Annotated in this window: 15 protein-coding genes; 6 read left to right on the top strand and 9 right to left on the bottom strand. The window is 57.3% G+C overall.

The features are described from left to right. The first annotated feature begins 33 nt into the window (after positions 1–33). The 3 genes from dnaN (at position 34) to HUO14_RS04060 (ending at position 3139) form a co-directional block, all read left to right on the top strand. Entirely contained in the window at positions 34–1149 is a 1116-nt protein-coding gene (gene dnaN, locus HUO14_RS04070; RefSeq protein WP_176278568.1) for a DNA polymerase III subunit beta, read from the top strand. 400 nt (positions 1150–1549) lie between these two features. Next, complete coding sequence (locus HUO14_RS04065) at positions 1550–1987, top strand: hypothetical protein (protein ID WP_176278567.1); 438 nt, start codon at positions 1550–1552, stop codon at positions 1985–1987. Between the two features lie 66 nt (positions 1988–2053). Then, positions 2054–3139: a transporter gene (locus HUO14_RS04060; RefSeq protein ID WP_176278566.1), complete on the top strand. Its 1086-nt coding sequence runs from the start codon at positions 2054–2056 to the stop codon at positions 3137–3139. 41 nt (positions 3140–3180) lie between these two features. Here HUO14_RS04060 and HUO14_RS04055 read toward each other — a convergent pair whose 3' ends face one another. Continuing rightward, positions 3181–4923, bottom strand: a complete 1743-nt coding sequence (locus tag HUO14_RS04055) for an N-acyl-D-amino-acid deacylase family protein (protein ID WP_176278565.1) — start codon at positions 4921–4923, stop codon at positions 3181–3183. Between the two features lie 77 nt (positions 4924–5000). Between HUO14_RS04055 and HUO14_RS04050 the strand changes: the two genes are divergently transcribed. Next, positions 5001–5894 carry an alpha/beta fold hydrolase gene (locus HUO14_RS04050; RefSeq protein WP_176278564.1) on the top strand — a complete coding sequence of 298 codons (894 nt, stop codon included), beginning with the start codon at positions 5001–5003 and terminating at the stop codon, positions 5892–5894. On the opposite strand, the gene HUO14_RS04045 is transcribed toward HUO14_RS04050, so the two are convergent. The 3 genes from HUO14_RS04045 to HUO14_RS04035 form a co-directional block, all read right to left on the bottom strand. Continuing rightward, positions 5891–7195, bottom strand: coding sequence for an FAD-dependent oxidoreductase (locus HUO14_RS04045; protein ID WP_176278563.1), 1305 nt, complete (start codon positions 7193–7195; stop codon positions 5891–5893). The genes HUO14_RS04050 and HUO14_RS04045 overlap by 4 nt on opposite strands. 105 nt (positions 7196–7300) lie before the next feature. Continuing rightward, positions 7301–8029 carry a COG3904 family protein gene (locus HUO14_RS04040; RefSeq protein ID WP_246255220.1) on the bottom strand — a complete coding sequence of 243 codons (729 nt, stop codon included), beginning with the start codon at positions 8027–8029 and terminating at the stop codon, positions 7301–7303. 2 nt (positions 8030–8031) lie between these two features. Then, a complete protein-coding gene (locus HUO14_RS04035) occupies positions 8032–8610 on the bottom strand; it encodes a hypothetical protein (protein ID WP_246255218.1) in 579 nt (192 codons plus the stop codon). 144 nt (positions 8611–8754) lie between these two features. Here HUO14_RS04035 and HUO14_RS04030 point away from each other — a divergent pair, with 144 nt between their 5' ends. Next, on the top strand, positions 8755–9783 hold the full coding sequence (locus tag HUO14_RS04030) for a YncE family protein (RefSeq protein ID WP_176278562.1): 1029 nt from the start codon (positions 8755–8757) through the stop codon (positions 9781–9783). Between the two features lie 45 nt (positions 9784–9828). Further along, on the top strand, positions 9829–11850 hold the full coding sequence (locus HUO14_RS04025; RefSeq protein ID WP_343046046.1) for a GMC family oxidoreductase N-terminal domain-containing protein: 2022 nt from the start codon (positions 9829–9831) through the stop codon (positions 11848–11850). On the opposite strand, the gene HUO14_RS04020 is transcribed toward HUO14_RS04025, so the two are convergent. The 5 genes from HUO14_RS04020 to HUO14_RS04000 all read right to left on the bottom strand — a co-directional run bounded on the left by HUO14_RS04020 (position 11847) and on the right by HUO14_RS04000 (position 16817). Beyond that, positions 11847–12584 (bottom strand): proteasome-type protease, encoded by a 738-nt coding sequence (locus tag HUO14_RS04020; RefSeq protein WP_176278561.1) that lies wholly within the window; start codon positions 12582–12584, stop codon positions 11847–11849. The genes HUO14_RS04025 and HUO14_RS04020 overlap by 4 nt on opposite strands. Before the next feature lie 37 nt (positions 12585–12621). Continuing rightward, on the bottom strand, positions 12622–13422 hold the full coding sequence (locus HUO14_RS04015; protein ID WP_176278560.1) for a transglutaminase family protein: 801 nt from the start codon (positions 13420–13422) through the stop codon (positions 12622–12624). Between the two features lie 2 nt (positions 13423–13424). Next, entirely contained in the window at positions 13425–14375 is a 951-nt protein-coding gene (locus HUO14_RS04010; RefSeq protein WP_176278559.1) for an alpha-E domain-containing protein, read from the bottom strand. A 13-nt stretch (positions 14376–14388) separates the two neighbouring features. After that, on the bottom strand, positions 14389–15786 hold the full coding sequence (locus tag HUO14_RS04005; RefSeq protein WP_176278773.1) for a circularly permuted type 2 ATP-grasp protein: 1398 nt from the start codon (positions 15784–15786) through the stop codon (positions 14389–14391). Positions 15787–15902: 116 nt separating this feature from the next. Next, on the bottom strand, positions 15903–16817 hold the full coding sequence (locus HUO14_RS04000) for an oxidoreductase (protein WP_176278558.1): 915 nt from the start codon (positions 16815–16817) through the stop codon (positions 15903–15905). Positions 16818–16973 lie beyond the last annotated feature (156 nt).

The raw sequence follows: 16973 nt of genomic DNA, 5'->3' as shown, positions 1-16973 counted from the left end.
ATCACGGTTGATTGGGAACAAGAAGGACGGTTTATGAAAGCGACCATTGAACGCGCGGCATTGCTAAAGAGCCTGGGCCATGTCCAGTCCGTGGTTGAGCGGCGCAACACTATTCCGATATTGTCCAACGTGCTCATCGAAGCGAACAGCGACGGCAGCATCAAGCTGATGGCGACCGATCTCGATCTTCAGGTCGTTGAAACCGTCGAAGCCCAGGTCGAAACCGCCGGATCGACTACCGTCTCCGCCCACACATTGTTCGATATCGCCCGCAAGCTGCCCGACGGTTCCCAGGTCCAGCTCGACGCAGCGGATGGCAAGATGAAGGTCAATGCGGGCCGCGCGCGCTTCAATCTGCAAACCCTCCCCCGCGACGATTTTCCGGTTATCGCCGAAGGCGAGTTGCCGACCAGCTTTGAATTGCCCGCAAGCTCGCTGATCCAGATCATCGACAAGACGCGTTTCGCGATCTCGACCGAAGAAACCCGCTATTATCTCAACGGCATCTTCCTGCACGTCCAGGATGAAGAGACGCCCGTGCTCAAGGCCGCTGCTACCGATGGGCATCGCCTCGCCCGCGTCACCCTGCCCCGTCCGGCAGGCGCAGAAGGCATGCCCGACGTGATCGTCCCGCGCAAATGCGTCAACGAACTGCGCAAGTTGCTCGACGAAAATAATGAATCCTCGGTCCAGATCGACCTTTCGGCGAGCAAGATCCGCTTCACCTTGGGCACCGCAATCCTGACCAGCAAGCTGATCGACGGAACATTCCCCGATTATACGCGCGTCATTCCAACCGGCAATGACAAGCTGCTCAAGATCGATCCCAAGAGCTTTGCCCAGGGCGTCGACCGGGTCTCGACCATCGCCACCGAAAAAACCCGCGCCGTCAAGATGGCGCTCGGCGAAGACAAGATCACCCTCTCCGTCACCTCGCCCGAAAATGGCAAGGCCGAAGAAGAAGTGCCTGGCTCCTACAAGGACGACGTCTTCGAAATCGGTTTCAACTCGAAATATCTGATGGATATTCTGAGCGAAATCGAGGGCGACAGCGTCGAACTCCATCTCGCCGACGCCAGCGCCCCGACGCTGATCCGCGAAAATGACAAGAGCACGGCGCTCTATGTGCTGATGCCGATGCGGGTTTGATAGCGCTCCCTTGAGGGAGAGGGTTGCGTAGACTTAATGAGCTCCGTTCGTCCTGAGCCTGTCGCAGGACAGCGCTCGGTTACAGGCGTGGTTCGACAAGCTCACCACGAACAGCAACAAACCGTTGCACAACTCTCATCCAACTGCGTTTAATCCTGTCACTCCAGCGAAGGCTGGAGCCTATACCAATGTAGCTATCTCTCGCTTGTTCTCGCCAAGTGCAAAACTTGCTGGTCATCGCCAGATCGGATTGGGCCCCAGCCTTCGCTGGGGTGACGGAAATCTAGGCAGCGACCCTTGAACCTAGACCATATTGCATTGAATGTTCGGCCTCTCGCAGCCGACACGTCCGAGAACACTAGCATTTACTCCCGCGGCACAATATAGCGCCCGCAACACCATGACTCGGCCTCTTCCCTTCTCCCGGTTCCTGAAAACCAACCCGGCGATCCACGCGTTCGCCTTGCTCGCGATGTTGGTGGGTGCGCTGGCGCCGCAAGGCTTTATGCCCACCCAGACTACCGGTGGTTTTGCGATCAAGCTCTGCTCCGGCCACGCCGACAGCAAACTGTCGATCACGCCGGACAATCCCGACTTTGAGCTACTTTCGCTGGTCTATGGTCAGCAGGACGAGACCGCGCCGGAACCCGAACCAGAACCATCGACGCCTGCCTGCGCCTTCGCCGGTGGCACGTCCTTTGGCCTTGCTGCTTCCGCACCAGAACTTGCAACCTCTACATTGGCTCCGGCCACGCACGAACCATCCGAGCCGCGCCGCTTTGCGCTGCGCAACCGGATTAATATACCGCCAGCAACCGGGCCGCCTGTAACCGTCTGAACCCCATCCTAAATTTGCAGTGCGCCACACGGCGACACTGCGTTCAGATATTTACAGGAAATTTTCATGAAGAATCTAGCTTTTGCAGGCGCGATGATCGCGTCTTGCACCCTCGCCTCTCCGGCTTTCGCCCATAATGTGCGTGCCGATGACCATGCGCCCATCGGCGTATCGGCTGACCATACGCACAAGAAAGGCGAGGTCATGTTCTCGCTGCGCTACATGCATATGGCGATGTCGGGCAACCAGGTCGGCACCGACGGCATCAGCAATGATGCTATCGTGACAACCATTCCCAACCGCTTTGCCGGCATGCCGATGCAGCCGCCCACTTTGCGGCTGGTGCCCCAGTCGATGGCAAAGGACATGGTGATGCTGGGCGCCATGTATTCGCCCGCCGACTGGATCACGCTGGTCGCCATGCTTCCTTATAGCGAGCGGGAATCAAACATCACAACCTATGCCGGGCCAACCGGAACCACGGTGCTGGGAGACTTCCAGACCAATCCCAAAGGCATTGGCGACATCAGCGCGGGAGCGATCTTCCCGTTACTGGGCCAAAAGCCGGCCACCAGCGATACCGGTACCGAACTGAACCTCCGCGCGGTGGTCGGCATGCCCACCGGATCAATCGATGAAACCGGCCAGACGCTGTCTCCGATGAACACGCAACCGACAATGGTCATGCCTTATGGGATGCAGAGCGGCTCTGGCACTTGGGATTTGAAACCGGCGCTGACATTGAAACAATGGTCCGGGAAATGGAGCTTCGGCGCGCAATATGCCGGAACCATCCGGACCGGCACCAATGACAATAGCTATCGTCTCGGCGATGTCCATGAAGGGTCACTCTGGGCCAGTTACCTTCCCGCACAATGGATCAGCCTGTCCGGCCGCGTCCGTGCGCAATCGACGGGCCGGATCGAGGGTTTGAACCCGAATGTCATGGGACCGGTGCAGACCGCAAATCCCGATTTTTCCGGTGGAGAAACAGTGGACTTGCTCGGCGGGGTCAATTTCGTCGCGACCCATGGCGCACTGGCCGGCCATCGGCTCGGCATCGAGCTTGGCGCGCCGATCTATCAAAATGTCAACGGCCCGCAGCTGACCGGCGACTGGATGCTGACGGTTGGCTGGCAGAAGGCTTTCTAGTCTGAAAAGCCCCTCCCCCTTTGTCGGGGGAGGGGTTTATACTATTCAGCCGCTTCGAGCATCTCGACCATTTGCGGGCCACGGATCAGACCACCGGGACGCTTGTCGGTCACGACCCCGCCCTTGAACGTCACCTGCCCCGACTTGATCGTATAATCATAACCATCTGCTTTCTGCAGCAATCTCTTGCCGCCCGCTGGCAGATCGAATGCCAGCCATGGCTTGCCCAGCTTGATCCGTTCCATATCGATCACGTTGACGTCCGCCAGATAGCCAGGCTTGAGCACTCCGCGATCGTTCAGGCCATAGAGCCGTGACGTATCCAGACATTGCCGCTTGATCGCGTTCTCGATGCTGATCGTACCGCGCTCGCGATTCTTCACCCAATATTCGAGCATGAAGGTCGGGCTCGCGGCATCGCAGATCGTGCCGCAATGCGCGCCGCCGTCCGACAGGCTGTTCACCGTGTCATCGGCCTGCTGCAATGTTTCGAGAAAATCGAGATTGCCGTCCATATAGTTGAGCAAGGGCAGATAGATGAAGCCCTTGCCATCATCGGCCATCATCAGATCATAAGCATATTCCGCACCCGATTTACCAGCGGCGGCAGCACGCGAGGCGATGCTTTCGTCGGCTTGTGGTTCGTAGTTGAAATCCAGATCCATCTCGAACTGCACCGGCCAGCCCTGGGTGATGATCATGAAGACCGGGACGATATCGACCTGTTCCGGCATCTCGGCACTTTCGCCGAGCAATTGTGCCTTGAACGCCGGATCTTTCAGCCTGGCATATTTTTTATCCCAGCTCAGGTCTTCCATCGCCATCCAGCTCGGGTGGCGAACGAAAGGATGTACCGTGCCCTGCCAGGCCATGACAATGCCGTTGCCGCGCAGCGCAATCTGCGCGACGATATTGGCACCATTGTCATTTTCCGCGCGCATATTGCTGATCTGCTCGTCCAGCGACTGTTCCTTGGCGATTGACTGCAGCGCCGCGAAGGTCACCGGCAGACCGGTTTCGCGGCTGAGATCGCCCATCCAGCCAAATTCGTCCCATTCCTTGTTGAGATCGCTCGCCATTTCGAACACACCATAGCCGACCCGGCCCATCGCCCGGCCAATTCCTATCAGCTCTTCCTTGGTTGCCGTCGTACCCGGCACAAGCTCGCCATCAATGCTGCGATGCAGGATCGTCCGCGAGGTCGAGAAGCCGAGCGCGCCGGCTTTCAGACCGTCCTCGACGATCTGTGACATCTGGTCGATTTCGTCGTCGGTAGGCACTGCGCCCGGCTTTTCCCGGTCGCCCAGCACGTAGGCGCGTACCGCACCGTGCGGTACATGGGTCGCGACATCAACGGTCCGCGGCATTCTTTCCAGCTCGTCAAGATATTCCGGGAAGGTTTCCCAGTTCCAGCTCATACCTTCGGCCAGAGCGGTACCGGGGATATCCTCCACGCCTTCCATCAGGTTGATCAGCCATTCGTGACGATCGGGCCGCGCCGGCGCAAAACCGACGCCGCAATTGCCCATCACGACTGTGGTAATACCGTGCCAGCTCGAGGGCGCCATCTCATCATCCCAGGTCGCTTGCCCGTCATAATGAGTGTGGACGTCGACAAAGCCGGGGGTGACGAATTTTCCAGCGGCATCAATCTCCTCGCGACCCTGCGCCGTGACGGTCCCGACCAGCGAAACACGGTCACCATCAATCGCAACATCGGCGACAAACGGTGCGCCCCCCGTACCGTCAACCACAGTTCCACCACGAATTACCAGATCATGCATCGACTCTCTCCTATATTTTTCTGATGCTTTAGCAGATTTAACTGGTTGGTTAAAGTCTTCTGGTGCAAGATGAAAATATGGAAAAGATTGTCTCATGGAATCCGCCGCCGTCGAGCGGCATCGCCGTGGAATGGATCGAAACCAATGGCCAGATCTTCGAAGTCGCAACCGCAGGGGAAGGGAAGAAGCTGGCTCTGTGCCTCCACGGCTTCCCTGAACTCAACCACAGCTGGCGTCACCAGATGCCGATGCTCGCCGAGATGGGCTACCGCGTGTGGGCGCCCAATTTGCGCGGCTATGGCGGCTCGAGCAGACCGGCGGGTATCAAATCCTATCGCCTGAACATATTGGTCGAGGACATCGCCGCCCTTGTCGACGCGAGCGGCGCGGAAGAAGTCACCCTGATCGCCCATGACTGGGGCGCGATTATTGCCTGGCATTTTGCGATCAAGAAAATCCGACCGCTGACCCGCCTGGTGATCATGAATGTCCCGCATCCCAAATGCGCGCAGCGCGAAATGCGGCACTGGTATCAGCTCCGGAAAAGCTGGTATATTTTCTTCTTCCAGATTCCATGGCTGCCGGAAAGAATGTTTGGACGGAACGAAGCGGAGCCGGTGAAACGGGCTTTCTCGAAAATGGCGGTCGACAAAAGCCGCTTTCCGGATAGTGAATTGCAAATCTACGCCGACGCCGCCAGCCGCCCCGGCGCCCTGCGCGCGATGATCAACTATTACCGCGCCCTGCTGCGCACCAAGGACGCACGCGAAATCGGAGATGGTATGGTCGATATCCCGACCCTGATGATCTGGGGAGAAGAGGATATGGCGATCGATATCCGCTGTACCGACGGCACCGAAGAATGGGTGCCCGATCTGGAGCTGCACCGCCTGCCCGGTGTATCGCACTGGGTTCAGCAGGAAGCACCCGAAAAAGTAAATGCGATATTGCGGGGGTGGCTGCCCGACTAGTCCCGCGCCGCAATCATATCGGCGATATCGGTGAATTTCTCGCGTGGAGAACCATCCCTCGCCCGCGCAATTTCGGCTTCTTCAATTCTCTTCCAGTCACGGAAAGTGACGGTCTCCACGCCGCGCTCTTCAAACAGACGGTCCAGACCCTGGCGCCCTTCCTTGCGGTCACCCGAGCCGATATCCTCCGCGATCGCATCAACAATCGCGAAGCCGTCGGGCTTGTTGGTTCCGATCGTGCCCGACGGCCCGCGCCTCGCCCAGCCAACGCAATAAAGGCCCGGCAAAATCCGTCCGTCGGTATTGGCGAAGCGGCCTCGGCCATGCTCGTAGGGCACGCCTTCGATCGGCGGCGTGCGATAGCCGATGCAGCTGATCACCATCTGGCAATCCAGTTCGTAAAGCTCGCCGGTTCCGGTCGAACGCATATCCTTGTCGAGTTCGGTCTTTTCGACGACGATTTTTTCGACCTTGCCATCGCCCACAATTTCGACCGGCATCGCAAAAAAGTCGAAATCAATCTTGACCGGCTTGTCGAGCAATTCACCTGCCCGTTCGTAAAAGCTGCGCAGATGGGTGACCGATTTGCGCATCCCGGGCTCGAGCATCGCATCGGCGCCTTCGTCGGGGAAATCGAGCGGATCGACGATTGGCCGCGCCCGTTCGAGATGGCCGAGTTCGCCCAATTCCTTGGGGGTCATTGCGATCTGGTGCGGACCGCGCCTTCCCAGCAAGCTAATCTTCTGGACCTTGCTGGCTTTCAATTGATCGAGCGCATGGCCGACAATATCGCTGCCGGCAAATTCACTCTCGGTCTTCGCCAATATGCGCGCAACATCCAGCGCCACATTGCCATTGCCGATGACCGCGACAGACCGACCGTCTAGCGGCGGGTCGAGGTCCTTGAAGTCTGGGTGACCATTATACCAGCCGACGAACGCGGCACTGCCAATCACGCCATCCTGATCGCTGCCCGGAATGTCCAGCTTGCGATCATTGGGTGCGCCGGTGGCCAGCACGACGGCATCATATAACTGCTGCAGTTCGGCGACGCTGACATCCTCGCCGACCGTGACATTGCCGACGAAGCGCACATTGTCACCCAGATTGGTTTTCTCGTAGCGCCGCGAAACGGCCTTGATCGACTGATGGTCGGGGGCAACACCAGTGCGGATCAAACCAAAGGGGACGGGCAAGCGGTCGATGATGTCGACGGCGACATCATCGCCAAATTTCTTCTGCGCCGCTTCGGCTGAATAATAGCCCGCAGGTCCCGATCCTATGATCGCAATATGACGCATCGTCCGGCCTCCCCGATTTACTTGGGATTATGCTAACGCCATAATTTCAAAAGAAAAGCAAAAGCATGGCCGCCATAACCGGCAGGTCTGTCTGCTAGGGGTGGGCTAGCCGGTCACATTGGCAACATTGTAACGCAGCGCTTCCTCCTGAGTCAGACAACGCCGGGTGGACTTGTCCCCGTCCCCGCTGTTGACCGCCTTTGTCTTGTACATCACTTCGGACAGCAATTTGCGCGACACGCCCATGCGGATCAGAAAATCATTGTCTTCGGTGGCGAGCAGAGCGCTTTCCTGTTCGACCTCGCCGATCAGGCCGACGGTGGAATCGGTGCCCATCTCGATACTGTAATTGATGGCGTCCCGGTCATTGGTCATCGTGAACATGTGAACCATGAACTGGCCGCCTTCGTCGATGATCCGGCCCTGGCCGCCCATGAAGACGAAATTGCAGGCGCTAAAGCAGGTCCACCCTGCCGGAACGCGGGTGATCAGAAGTCCGTCGATTTTCTTGGCAAATTGCCGGATGACCTGTCCCGCTTCGTTACCGGCGCGAGCACTTCCGCCAGGAGAGCGCAGCCAGATTTCTGCAATATCGGGATTTTTTTCCAGCGTTTTACGAAGCCTGTCCGGCAGGCCCGCATCGACGGCCCCTTCGGCCAGCAATATTTTTCGGCCTTTGCGGTCGACCGGCGTCAGTTCCATCTTCTTGTTGGACGACCAGTTGGGATAGCGCGGGCAGGTCGGGTTGTCCGGATCCATGCCGGGATCGACGTCGGCGGCGCCGAGTGTCAACAGAGCGGTCGTAGCGATCAGGGCCTTGAGTCTTCTGTTCATGATTAGACCACTACCACATAACGCGTTTCACCGCGGCCCTTGCACATTTGTTTGGAGGCGCGCGTTTCCTCGCCATCAACTATGATGACATCGGTGATCGTCATGCAGCTTGTGCCATCCGCCGTCTGTGTTTTCGCGGTAGCGGTCGAGCTGCCCGACACATCGGCGCGAGTCTCGCTCTTCCATTGCGCGCTGCTGCCCACCGCTTCCGACCGCGTCACATTTCGCGTCGCCTCGGCTGCTTGCAATTGTTCGTCCTGGTCGAGCCGGCAGGCGATAGAGTTGGTCAGCGTGTCCGCCACTTCGGCGCGGGGAATATAGGAGCCGACAACGCCCATGTTCCGGGTGGCGCGCCGGGTGAAGTCGCCGATCATATTGCCCAGAATCGATTTTCCGATCGACTTGCCCGGGTCGGTCGTACAATCATCGGAGTTGCTGTTGTCGCTCGACTCCTGCGGGGCGGAGGAGCGCTTTTTGAACAAACTGCCAAATTGCGCGGAGGCCGGAGCAGGCACCGCGAGCGCCGCGATCACTGTCCCGAGGATCAATTTGCTATAGAAGCCGCCAATCTTGTTTCGCATGATAAGCTCTCGATGTTGTTCAGACATATATATCCTATCACCCCCGCGGTCACAAGCAGTGCCTCAAGTCACAGTTGATGGCAATCGGGGATAGAAAAACCGCAATTTGCTGTTATCCTCTGCATATAAAGGAAAGACCGAACCATGATTGGAAAATATCTGCGAGCCTCATCGGCAATCGTCCTGCTTGCCGCCTGTTCCCTGTCCGGCCAGAATATCGCCGCTGAAACGGGCACGATGTCCGGAACATTGCTGGTTGGCAACAAAGGCGAGGACAGCCTGAGCTTCATCGACCTTGCTACAGGTGAGGAAATCGCCAGGCGCGATACCGGACATCTGCCGCATGAAATCGCCATATCTCCCGACGGAAAGCTTGCGGCGATCGTGTCCTATGGCGGAGAGAGCATCGATATTTTTGATATCGCGGCGATGGAAAAGATCGAGACCGTGTCGCTTTCCCCCGCCCGCCGTCCCCACGGGATCCTTTGGCTCGACGATGGACGGATCATGGCGACGACCGAGGGCAGCGACAGTGTGACGATAGTCTCGCCACCCAGCGGGGAGGCGCAGCAACGCCAGACGCGGATGATCCCGACAGGTCAGAAGGGCAGCCATATGATCGCGGTTGCCCCTGACAAATCGCGTGCCTTTGTGACCAATATGCAATCAGGGACAGTAAGCGTCCTTGATCTGAAGCAAATGACCAAGATCAAAGATCTTCCGGCCGGAGCGGTGCCCGAAGGACTGGCGGTCACGCCCGACGGCGAAACCGTTTGGGTTGCCGACCGTAGCGGTGACATGCTGCGGGTTTTCGACACGCAAAGTCTGGAAGAACTTGCAACGATAAAGACCGGCAGCTTTCCGATCCGCGTGGCGATCAGCCCCGACGGCGGGACTGCGGTCACATCCAATCTTGGCGACGGCGCGCTTGGACTTTTCGACGTGGCGACGCGGAAATCCACCGGCGAAATAATGGTCAGCGGGTCAGCCGAGGCCCGTCAGGTGACAATCCTGTTCGCGCCTGATGGTAAGATGCTATATGTCGCGGAAACCGGACCGGATATGATTGCCGAGATCGACATGGCAGCGGCCAAGGTCAGCCGCCGCTTCAAGGTCGGAGCGGATGGTGATGGACTGGGAATCATCATCGACAGTGATGCCGCGAAGGAATAGTTTGAAGCCTTAAGATGCCCTGGGTCGCACCGAGGGAGACGAAGCGTGCGAAAGCCATTTAATCGACTGCAGGCGCTGATGATCAAGGCCATGACAGAGGCCCTGTTTCATAACCGCCAAATGGCGATTTCCGCCGATCAGGTGGTGGAAAACCTGCAAGAGCATTTCTCCAATATCGATGGCGACAAGCCGGATGAAATCGGCATGGCTCTCTATGGCCTGCTGCTCGTTCTCGGCGGTCCGTTTTTTCTGGCGGCGTCGCCGGAAACGCGCAAAAAACGGATCAGCCGGCGGCTGCAAAAATCCGGGATCGACCTGTTGCAGGATATGGCGCGGACCAAGGGCGTCATTCTGGCTGGCTATTACGGTCATTGGCAGCACGGCGATGAAGCCGAAAACTTCGATAACCCGATCTACGCCGATCTGAATTTTGAACTGCCCGCCCAGCGAGACCGATCGGGTCCGGGCGAACGCCATGTCCGTCGGGAAACACACCGCGACCTCACATCAGAGGTATTCATCGGCCATCAGGCAATCCCGGAAGAAACTGACGTGATCGTCATCGGATCGGGTGCCGGGGGCGCGGTTGCAGCAGCTGCGGTGGCCGACGAAGGACATGAAACGCTGATCATTGAAGCCGGTGGTCATTACCCCTCTGCCCGGATCACCCATGAAGAAGCGCGGATGACCGCACGCCTGTTCAAGGACGGCGCGCTGCAAACGACCTCCGATCGCGATATTATCGTGTTTCAGGGCCGCGTGGTTGGCGGCTCGACCGTCATCAACAACGGCATCTGCCTGCGCATGAAACACGACGGGCTTGTCCATCCCGATGCAGAAGATGTTTACGATAGCTGGGCAAGGCTTGGCGCGCCGATCAGCGAAGCGGAACTGGCTTTGAGCTATGATGCGGTCGAACAAGCTCTCGAGGTCTCGGAAATCGACCGGATCACCGGCCGCAACAATGGTCCGCACCTGATCGACGGCTGGAACAAATATGCCGCACAATCCAGCGATCCGATGGATCATAAAGCGGTCACCGCGTGGTTCAGAAAAAACTACGGCCCCAAAACCGATGATAGCGAATGTGTCTATTGCGGCTATTGCAACACCGGCTGCCCTTATGGCCGGAAAAAGGCCATGCCGGAGAGTTTTCTTGCCCATTCAACCAGTGACGAGCGCGACAGGCCTGCCCGCATTTTGCACCGAGCCGAAGCAACCGAAATCCTCTGGGAGGAAGGCGCCAACGGCAAGAAAATCGCCAGCGCCGTCGAGATCACCCTCCGCGGCGGCGGCAAGTGCACGATCCGGGCTCGCAAGGGCGTGGTCGTGGCAGCCGGTGCGCTGGCGTCCAGCAATCTGCTGCAAGAAAGCGGCATCCTCCAGTCCGGAAGCAATATATCACTGAACATTGCCTGCCCGGTCGTGGCCTTGATGCCTGAAGGGATGGACATGAAAGTCTGGAACGAAGATCAAATGGCGACCTATGTCGATCGTGGCGATTTCCTGATCGAAAGTCATTTCCAGCCGCCGATGAGCATGGCGACCCTGGTACCCGGCTGGTTTGAAGATCATTACGAGCGAATGAAAAATTACAACCGGCTTGTATCCGCCGGCGTGCTGTTTCCGGCCGACCGGCTTGGCTATATGGACAATGGCAAGCTCAAGCTGAAGATCGGTGAAAAAGAATTGGCGCTGCTGCGCCGCGCATTGGCGACAATGACCAAGGTCCACTTTCTCAACGGCGCGGTCGAGGTTTACCCTGCCCTGCTACGCGGCCAGACCCTCACCAGCGACATGACCCATGAACAGATCGACGCCTTTTACGAAACAGCCATCATCGAACCTGATGACGTGGTCCTGTCGAGTTCTCATCCGCACGGGGGCAACGGTATCAACATCGATCCCGAGAAAGGCGTGGTCGATCTCAACCAGCGCGTTCACAATACCACCAATTGCTATGTCACCGACGCCAGCGTGATGCCCAGCTGCATCCGCGTCAACGCGCAACTGACGACGATGGCCATGGCCCATCGGGCAATGGCCGGAAAACGGCGTTTCGGTTAGCCTTCGAACCTGAAATCAGGCAGCGATTGAAAGGCATTTTTTAACGCATCGCCCCAGCCTTCCGAGATCGACTGAAAATAGGGATCGTCTTTCTCGATCCGCTGTTGTTGTTTGATTGCGAAACTGTCGGCTTCGTACACCTGCATATCGAGCGGCAGGTCTACTGCAAGATTGGCGCGGATCGTGGAGTCGAAAGAAACCAGCAATAGCTTCACGGCATTCTCGAAAGACATCTCCGGATCAAAACCACGAACCAGGATTGGACGACCATATTTGGTCTCGCCGCTTTGGAAAAAAGGACTGTCATCGCTGGCTTCGATGAAATTACCGGCCGGATAGATGAGAAACAACCTCGGGTCGCTGCCCCGGATCTGACCGCCGAGAATCAGCGTTGCGCCGAAGGGAGACTTGGCTTCCTGGCCTTGATGGGAATAGGTTTTGACCACCTCGCGCAATGTGTCGCCAATGATCGTGGCGACCTGAAACATGGAGGGTGCCTGCAGGATCGAAGGATTGCGATCATCGGGATGTTTGCCGCGCTCGTCGAGCAAGCTGACAACCGCCTGCGTGGTTGCCAGATTGCCTGCCGAAAGCAGCGTGATCACCCGGTCGCCGGACACTTCCCAGCTGGTCAGTTTCTTTACTTGGGCAATATCGTCGACGCCCGCATTGGTCCGGGTATCGGACATGAATACCAGACCGCGTTTCATCCGCAAGCCCACGCAATAGGTCATTTGTAATGGTTATCCCTGATTAGAATTCGCGGTCTCTCTACTGCTGTACCTGCAGGCTTACAATCATATCCTCGTTGCCCGCACCGTAGCGCAGCCCGGATATCGGCGACGCATCGCGATAGTCCAGGCCGGTAGCGACCCGGACATAGCGTTCATCGGGAGAATAGCCATTGGACACATCGAAACCGACCCAGCCGATATGTTCAACATGTATTTCCGCCCAGGCGTGCGTGGCATCCTGATCGACCCGATCGCTCATCATCAGATATCCCGAGACATAACGAGCTGGAAAGCCCAGGGATCGGGCGGCAGCACAAAAAATATGCGCATGATCCTGACACACGCCACTGCCAAGTTCGAGAGCCTGTTCCGAAGTTGTTCGGGCATTGGTCTCACCGGATTTATAGGTGACCTTGTCCGCGACCAGCGCTGACAAGGCGTGCAGCCGGACAATATCATCACCGTCATCTTGATCCAGCAAATTGATCAGCTTGGCAATCTCCGGCCCCGGCTTGGTCAGCGCGGTCGACCGTTTGAAATACCATAAGGGAGCAAATCCAGCATGAGAGCCGATGACGCCGCTGCCGTCCGTATTCTCGACCTCACCGGTGCAACGAATGATAACTTCGCTGCGCCCGCGTTCTACATTGATCAGGTCAACGTGATTGCAGTGATGGTCCTCGAATGACAACTCCATCGCGCCGCCTTCAATCTCGATATTCCAGTCCAATATTCGCTGACCGGCTCTTTCCTTTGGACGAAGACGCAATTGTTGCAGCCCATATTGCACAGGATTGTCGTAATTGTAGCGGGTTTCGTGATGGATTTTCAGCAGCATATTCAGTTTATCCTGTCCTGAAAATTATAATCTGTCTCGATCTGGGCGGCCAGACTGTTATTTGCCGCGAGAAATTCGACGATGAATTCGTGCAGACCGTTTTCAAATATCGATTTTACCGGTTGGCCGAGCAGACGGTCGCAGATATCCGATACCAGCCGATGCGACGTTACTTCGCTCCCATATTCATGCTCCAGATAGCCAAGATTATCCGATATCTGGGCATAGCAAAAAGCGAGTGAACGCGGCATCTGCCGGTGCAGGATCAAATATTCGGCGACACTCAGGGCGGTTATATCCGAACCATTGAGCCAGCGGTAAGAGCGTTGCGCCGAGACCGACCGCAGAATCGTTTCCCACTGGACATTATCCACCGCCGTACCGATTTGCGCGATCGAGGGCAGCAACAGATAATATTTCACATCCAATATTCGAGCCGTACTGTCGGCCCGTTCGATGAACGTGCCGAGCCGGATAAAATTGAAGCCGTCGTTGCGCAACATCGTGCCCATCACAGCGCCCCTCACAAGCGAGCTTTGCTTGCGTATCACAGCCAGAACATCTGGCAAATCCCGCTCGTCAACCGGATTGGCGAGAGCATTTTTCAGGTTCATCCAGGCTTCGTTGGTTGCTTCCCAGACCTCCCTGGTCAGCGCGATCCGTGCGGTACGGGCGCTGTCTCGCGCTTGCTTGATCAACGAAATGACACTTCCGGGGTTGCTGTTGTCCCGCAACAGGAAATCGATCACTTTGGCAGAACTATAATCCTCGTGCTTCGCCAGATAGTTCTTCTTCGCACCGGAGGAGGCCAAGATAGATGCCCATTCATCGGCAGCCGACGACGAGTGGGTCAGCGCGATTCGAAAACCGGCTTCGATCAGGCGGGCACTATTCTCTGTCCGCTCGAGCAGACGCGCCATCCAGAACAGACTGGCTGCTGTTTTTCCTAACATGATCCCGGCCCTCTCATTCTTCCAGAACCCATGTATCCTTGGTCCCCCCGCCCTGGCTGCTGTTGACCACCAGAGATCCTTCGGTCATCGCCACGCGGGTCAGGCCACCTGGAGTGATATCGATACGATCCGGAGACACCAGAACGAACGGCCGCAGGTCGACATGGCGCGGAGAAAGCCCCTGTTTTGCCAAAATCGGAACCGACGAAAGCGCCAGCGTCGGCTGTGCGATATAGTTGCTCGCATTGCCGATCAGCTTGGCGCGAAAATCCTCGACTTCTTTCTTGGAGGCCGCTGGGCCGACCAGCATTCCATAGCCGCCGGACCCGTGCACTTCCTTGACCACGAGTTCCTCGAGATGCTCCAGTACATAGCCAAGCTGGTCCTTCTCCGAACAGCGCCATGTCGGCACGTTTTGTAGCAGCGGTTTCTGGCCGGTATAAAATTCGACGATCTCCGGCATGTAGGAATAGAGCGCCTTGTCATCCGCAATGCCGGTGCCCGGCGCATTGGCAATGGTAATACCGCCTGAACGATAGACATCCAGGATCCCCGGCACGCCCAGCATCGAATTGGGCAGGAAATTCAGAGGATCAAGATAATCGTCATCAATCCTCCGGTAGATTACGTCGATTGCGGTATAACCTTGGGTCGTACACATTGCCACGCGCCCGTCAACAATCTTCAAATCGTGCCCCTCGACCAGTTCCGCGCCCATTTGATCGGCGAGAAAGCTATGCTCGAAATAGGCACTGTTGTGGATGCCCGGCGTCAGGACAGCGACCACCGGCTTGCCGTCGCATTTTGGCGGCGCACAGGCAGCCAGCGAACGGCGCAATTTGTTCGGATAGCTGCTCACTTCCTGCACGCCGATCTTGGCGAACAGTTCCGGGAACATGTGGAGCATCGTCTCCCGGTTTTCCAACATGTAGCTGACCCCGGACGGGGTACGCGCGTTATCCTCGAGAACGTAAAATTCATCCGGTCCGGTGCGCACGATATCGGTGCCGATGATATGGGTGTATATTCCGCCCGGCGGATCGACGCCGATCATCTGCGGCAGAAACGCAATATTGTTGGCGATCAGGTCAACCGGGATACGGCCGGCGCGCAATATCTCCTGGCGATGATATATGTCGTAAAGAAAGGCGTTGATCGCCTTTACGCGCTGTTCGATCCCGCGCGACAACTTGCGCCATTCATTACCGGACAATATTCTCGGAATGACATCGAACGGGATCAGGCGCTCGTCGCCATCATCCTCTCCGTAAACGTTGAACGTGATCCCGGTCCTGCGAAAAAAAGCTTCGGCGTCGTCAGATTTGCGATGCAGGCGTTTGATATCTTCGTTGTCCAGCCAGCCTTTATAATCGGCATATGGTTCGCGAACCTTGTCGTCGCCGCCCAGCATTTCATCGAACAAACAATATTCCCTTCAAGGTAAGCGACCAGTGCGCCCATTCCCTGAAAAACTAGCGAGACAGGGCTTGAAAGTCAAAGAAAACCAAGGAAAATCCCAATATGCCGTTAAATCGTATAGCGCACTCCGGTCATTTCTTCCGACAGGTTCCACAATTTTTTCGCCGGCTCGATCGCCCGTGCGATCTTACGAGGCTGGACCTCTCGGGCCGGGCCGACCCACTCGCCCTTGCGGCTCGGACCGAAATATTGACCACTCTCGACTTCGCCAGCAGTAGCCGCCGCCAGAGTTGGCCAGGCCCCTTGCGCAGCACTGTTCATGAACAGGCTCGACACCGGCCGGAACAGCGATACCATGAAGCTGGGAAAATTCCTTGCCAACTCGGTATCGGCAACTCCCGGATGACATGCGACCGCGACAACCGGAGAGCCCGCCGCACGCAATCGGCGGTCGAGTTCGTACATGTGCAACAGATTGGCCAGCTTGCTCATCGCATAGCGGCCCCAGCGGCTGTAACTCTTCTCGGCATTGATATCGTCAAAGTCGATCCGGCCGCTGCGATGGGCCATGCTCGAGGTTATCACGATCCGCGGATCCCGACCTTCCGAAAGCTTGTCAAGCAGCAGACCGGTGAGCGCAAAAGTGCCGAGATGATTGACCCCGAATTGCGATTCAAACCCGTCATCAGTCTGCTCCAGCGGTGGCATCATGATCCCGGCATTATTGATCAGAACATCCAGCCGCGGTTCCTTTTCGACCAGATTGGCCGCAGCGCGGACGGATTTCAGATTGCCCAGATCCAGAGAGATAAAGCGCAAGTCAGCGTCTGGATAGACAGCCCGAATATCCGCCATGGCCGCCTCGGCCTTGTCCTTCGAGCGGCAACCCATCAACACCCGGGCGCCCCGGCCCGCCAGCACTTTGGCGGCGGCATAGCCAAGCCCGCTATTTGCTCCGGTGACAAGAAAGACCCGCCCGCTCTGGTCCGGCACGTCCTTGTCTGTGAAATCTCTGATCGCCATTCAGCCTGTCTCCCGATGTTGCCACGTTCCTATCACAGAAATTCGCGCTCAGGCACAAATTCGGCTGCCCGACAGCCACTCTGGAGCGACGATCTGATAAATCCAAAATCGATAGATCCATTGATTCTACCTATTATGAAGCGCCACTGGCTTCGC

Source organism: Parasphingorhabdus flavimaris, assembly GCF_013371215.1.
Lineage (GTDB): Bacteria > Pseudomonadota > Alphaproteobacteria > Sphingomonadales > Sphingomonadaceae > Parasphingorhabdus > Parasphingorhabdus flavimaris.
Note: the sequence above shows the minus strand (reverse complement) of the source record. Positions and strands in the feature narration are given on the sequence as shown.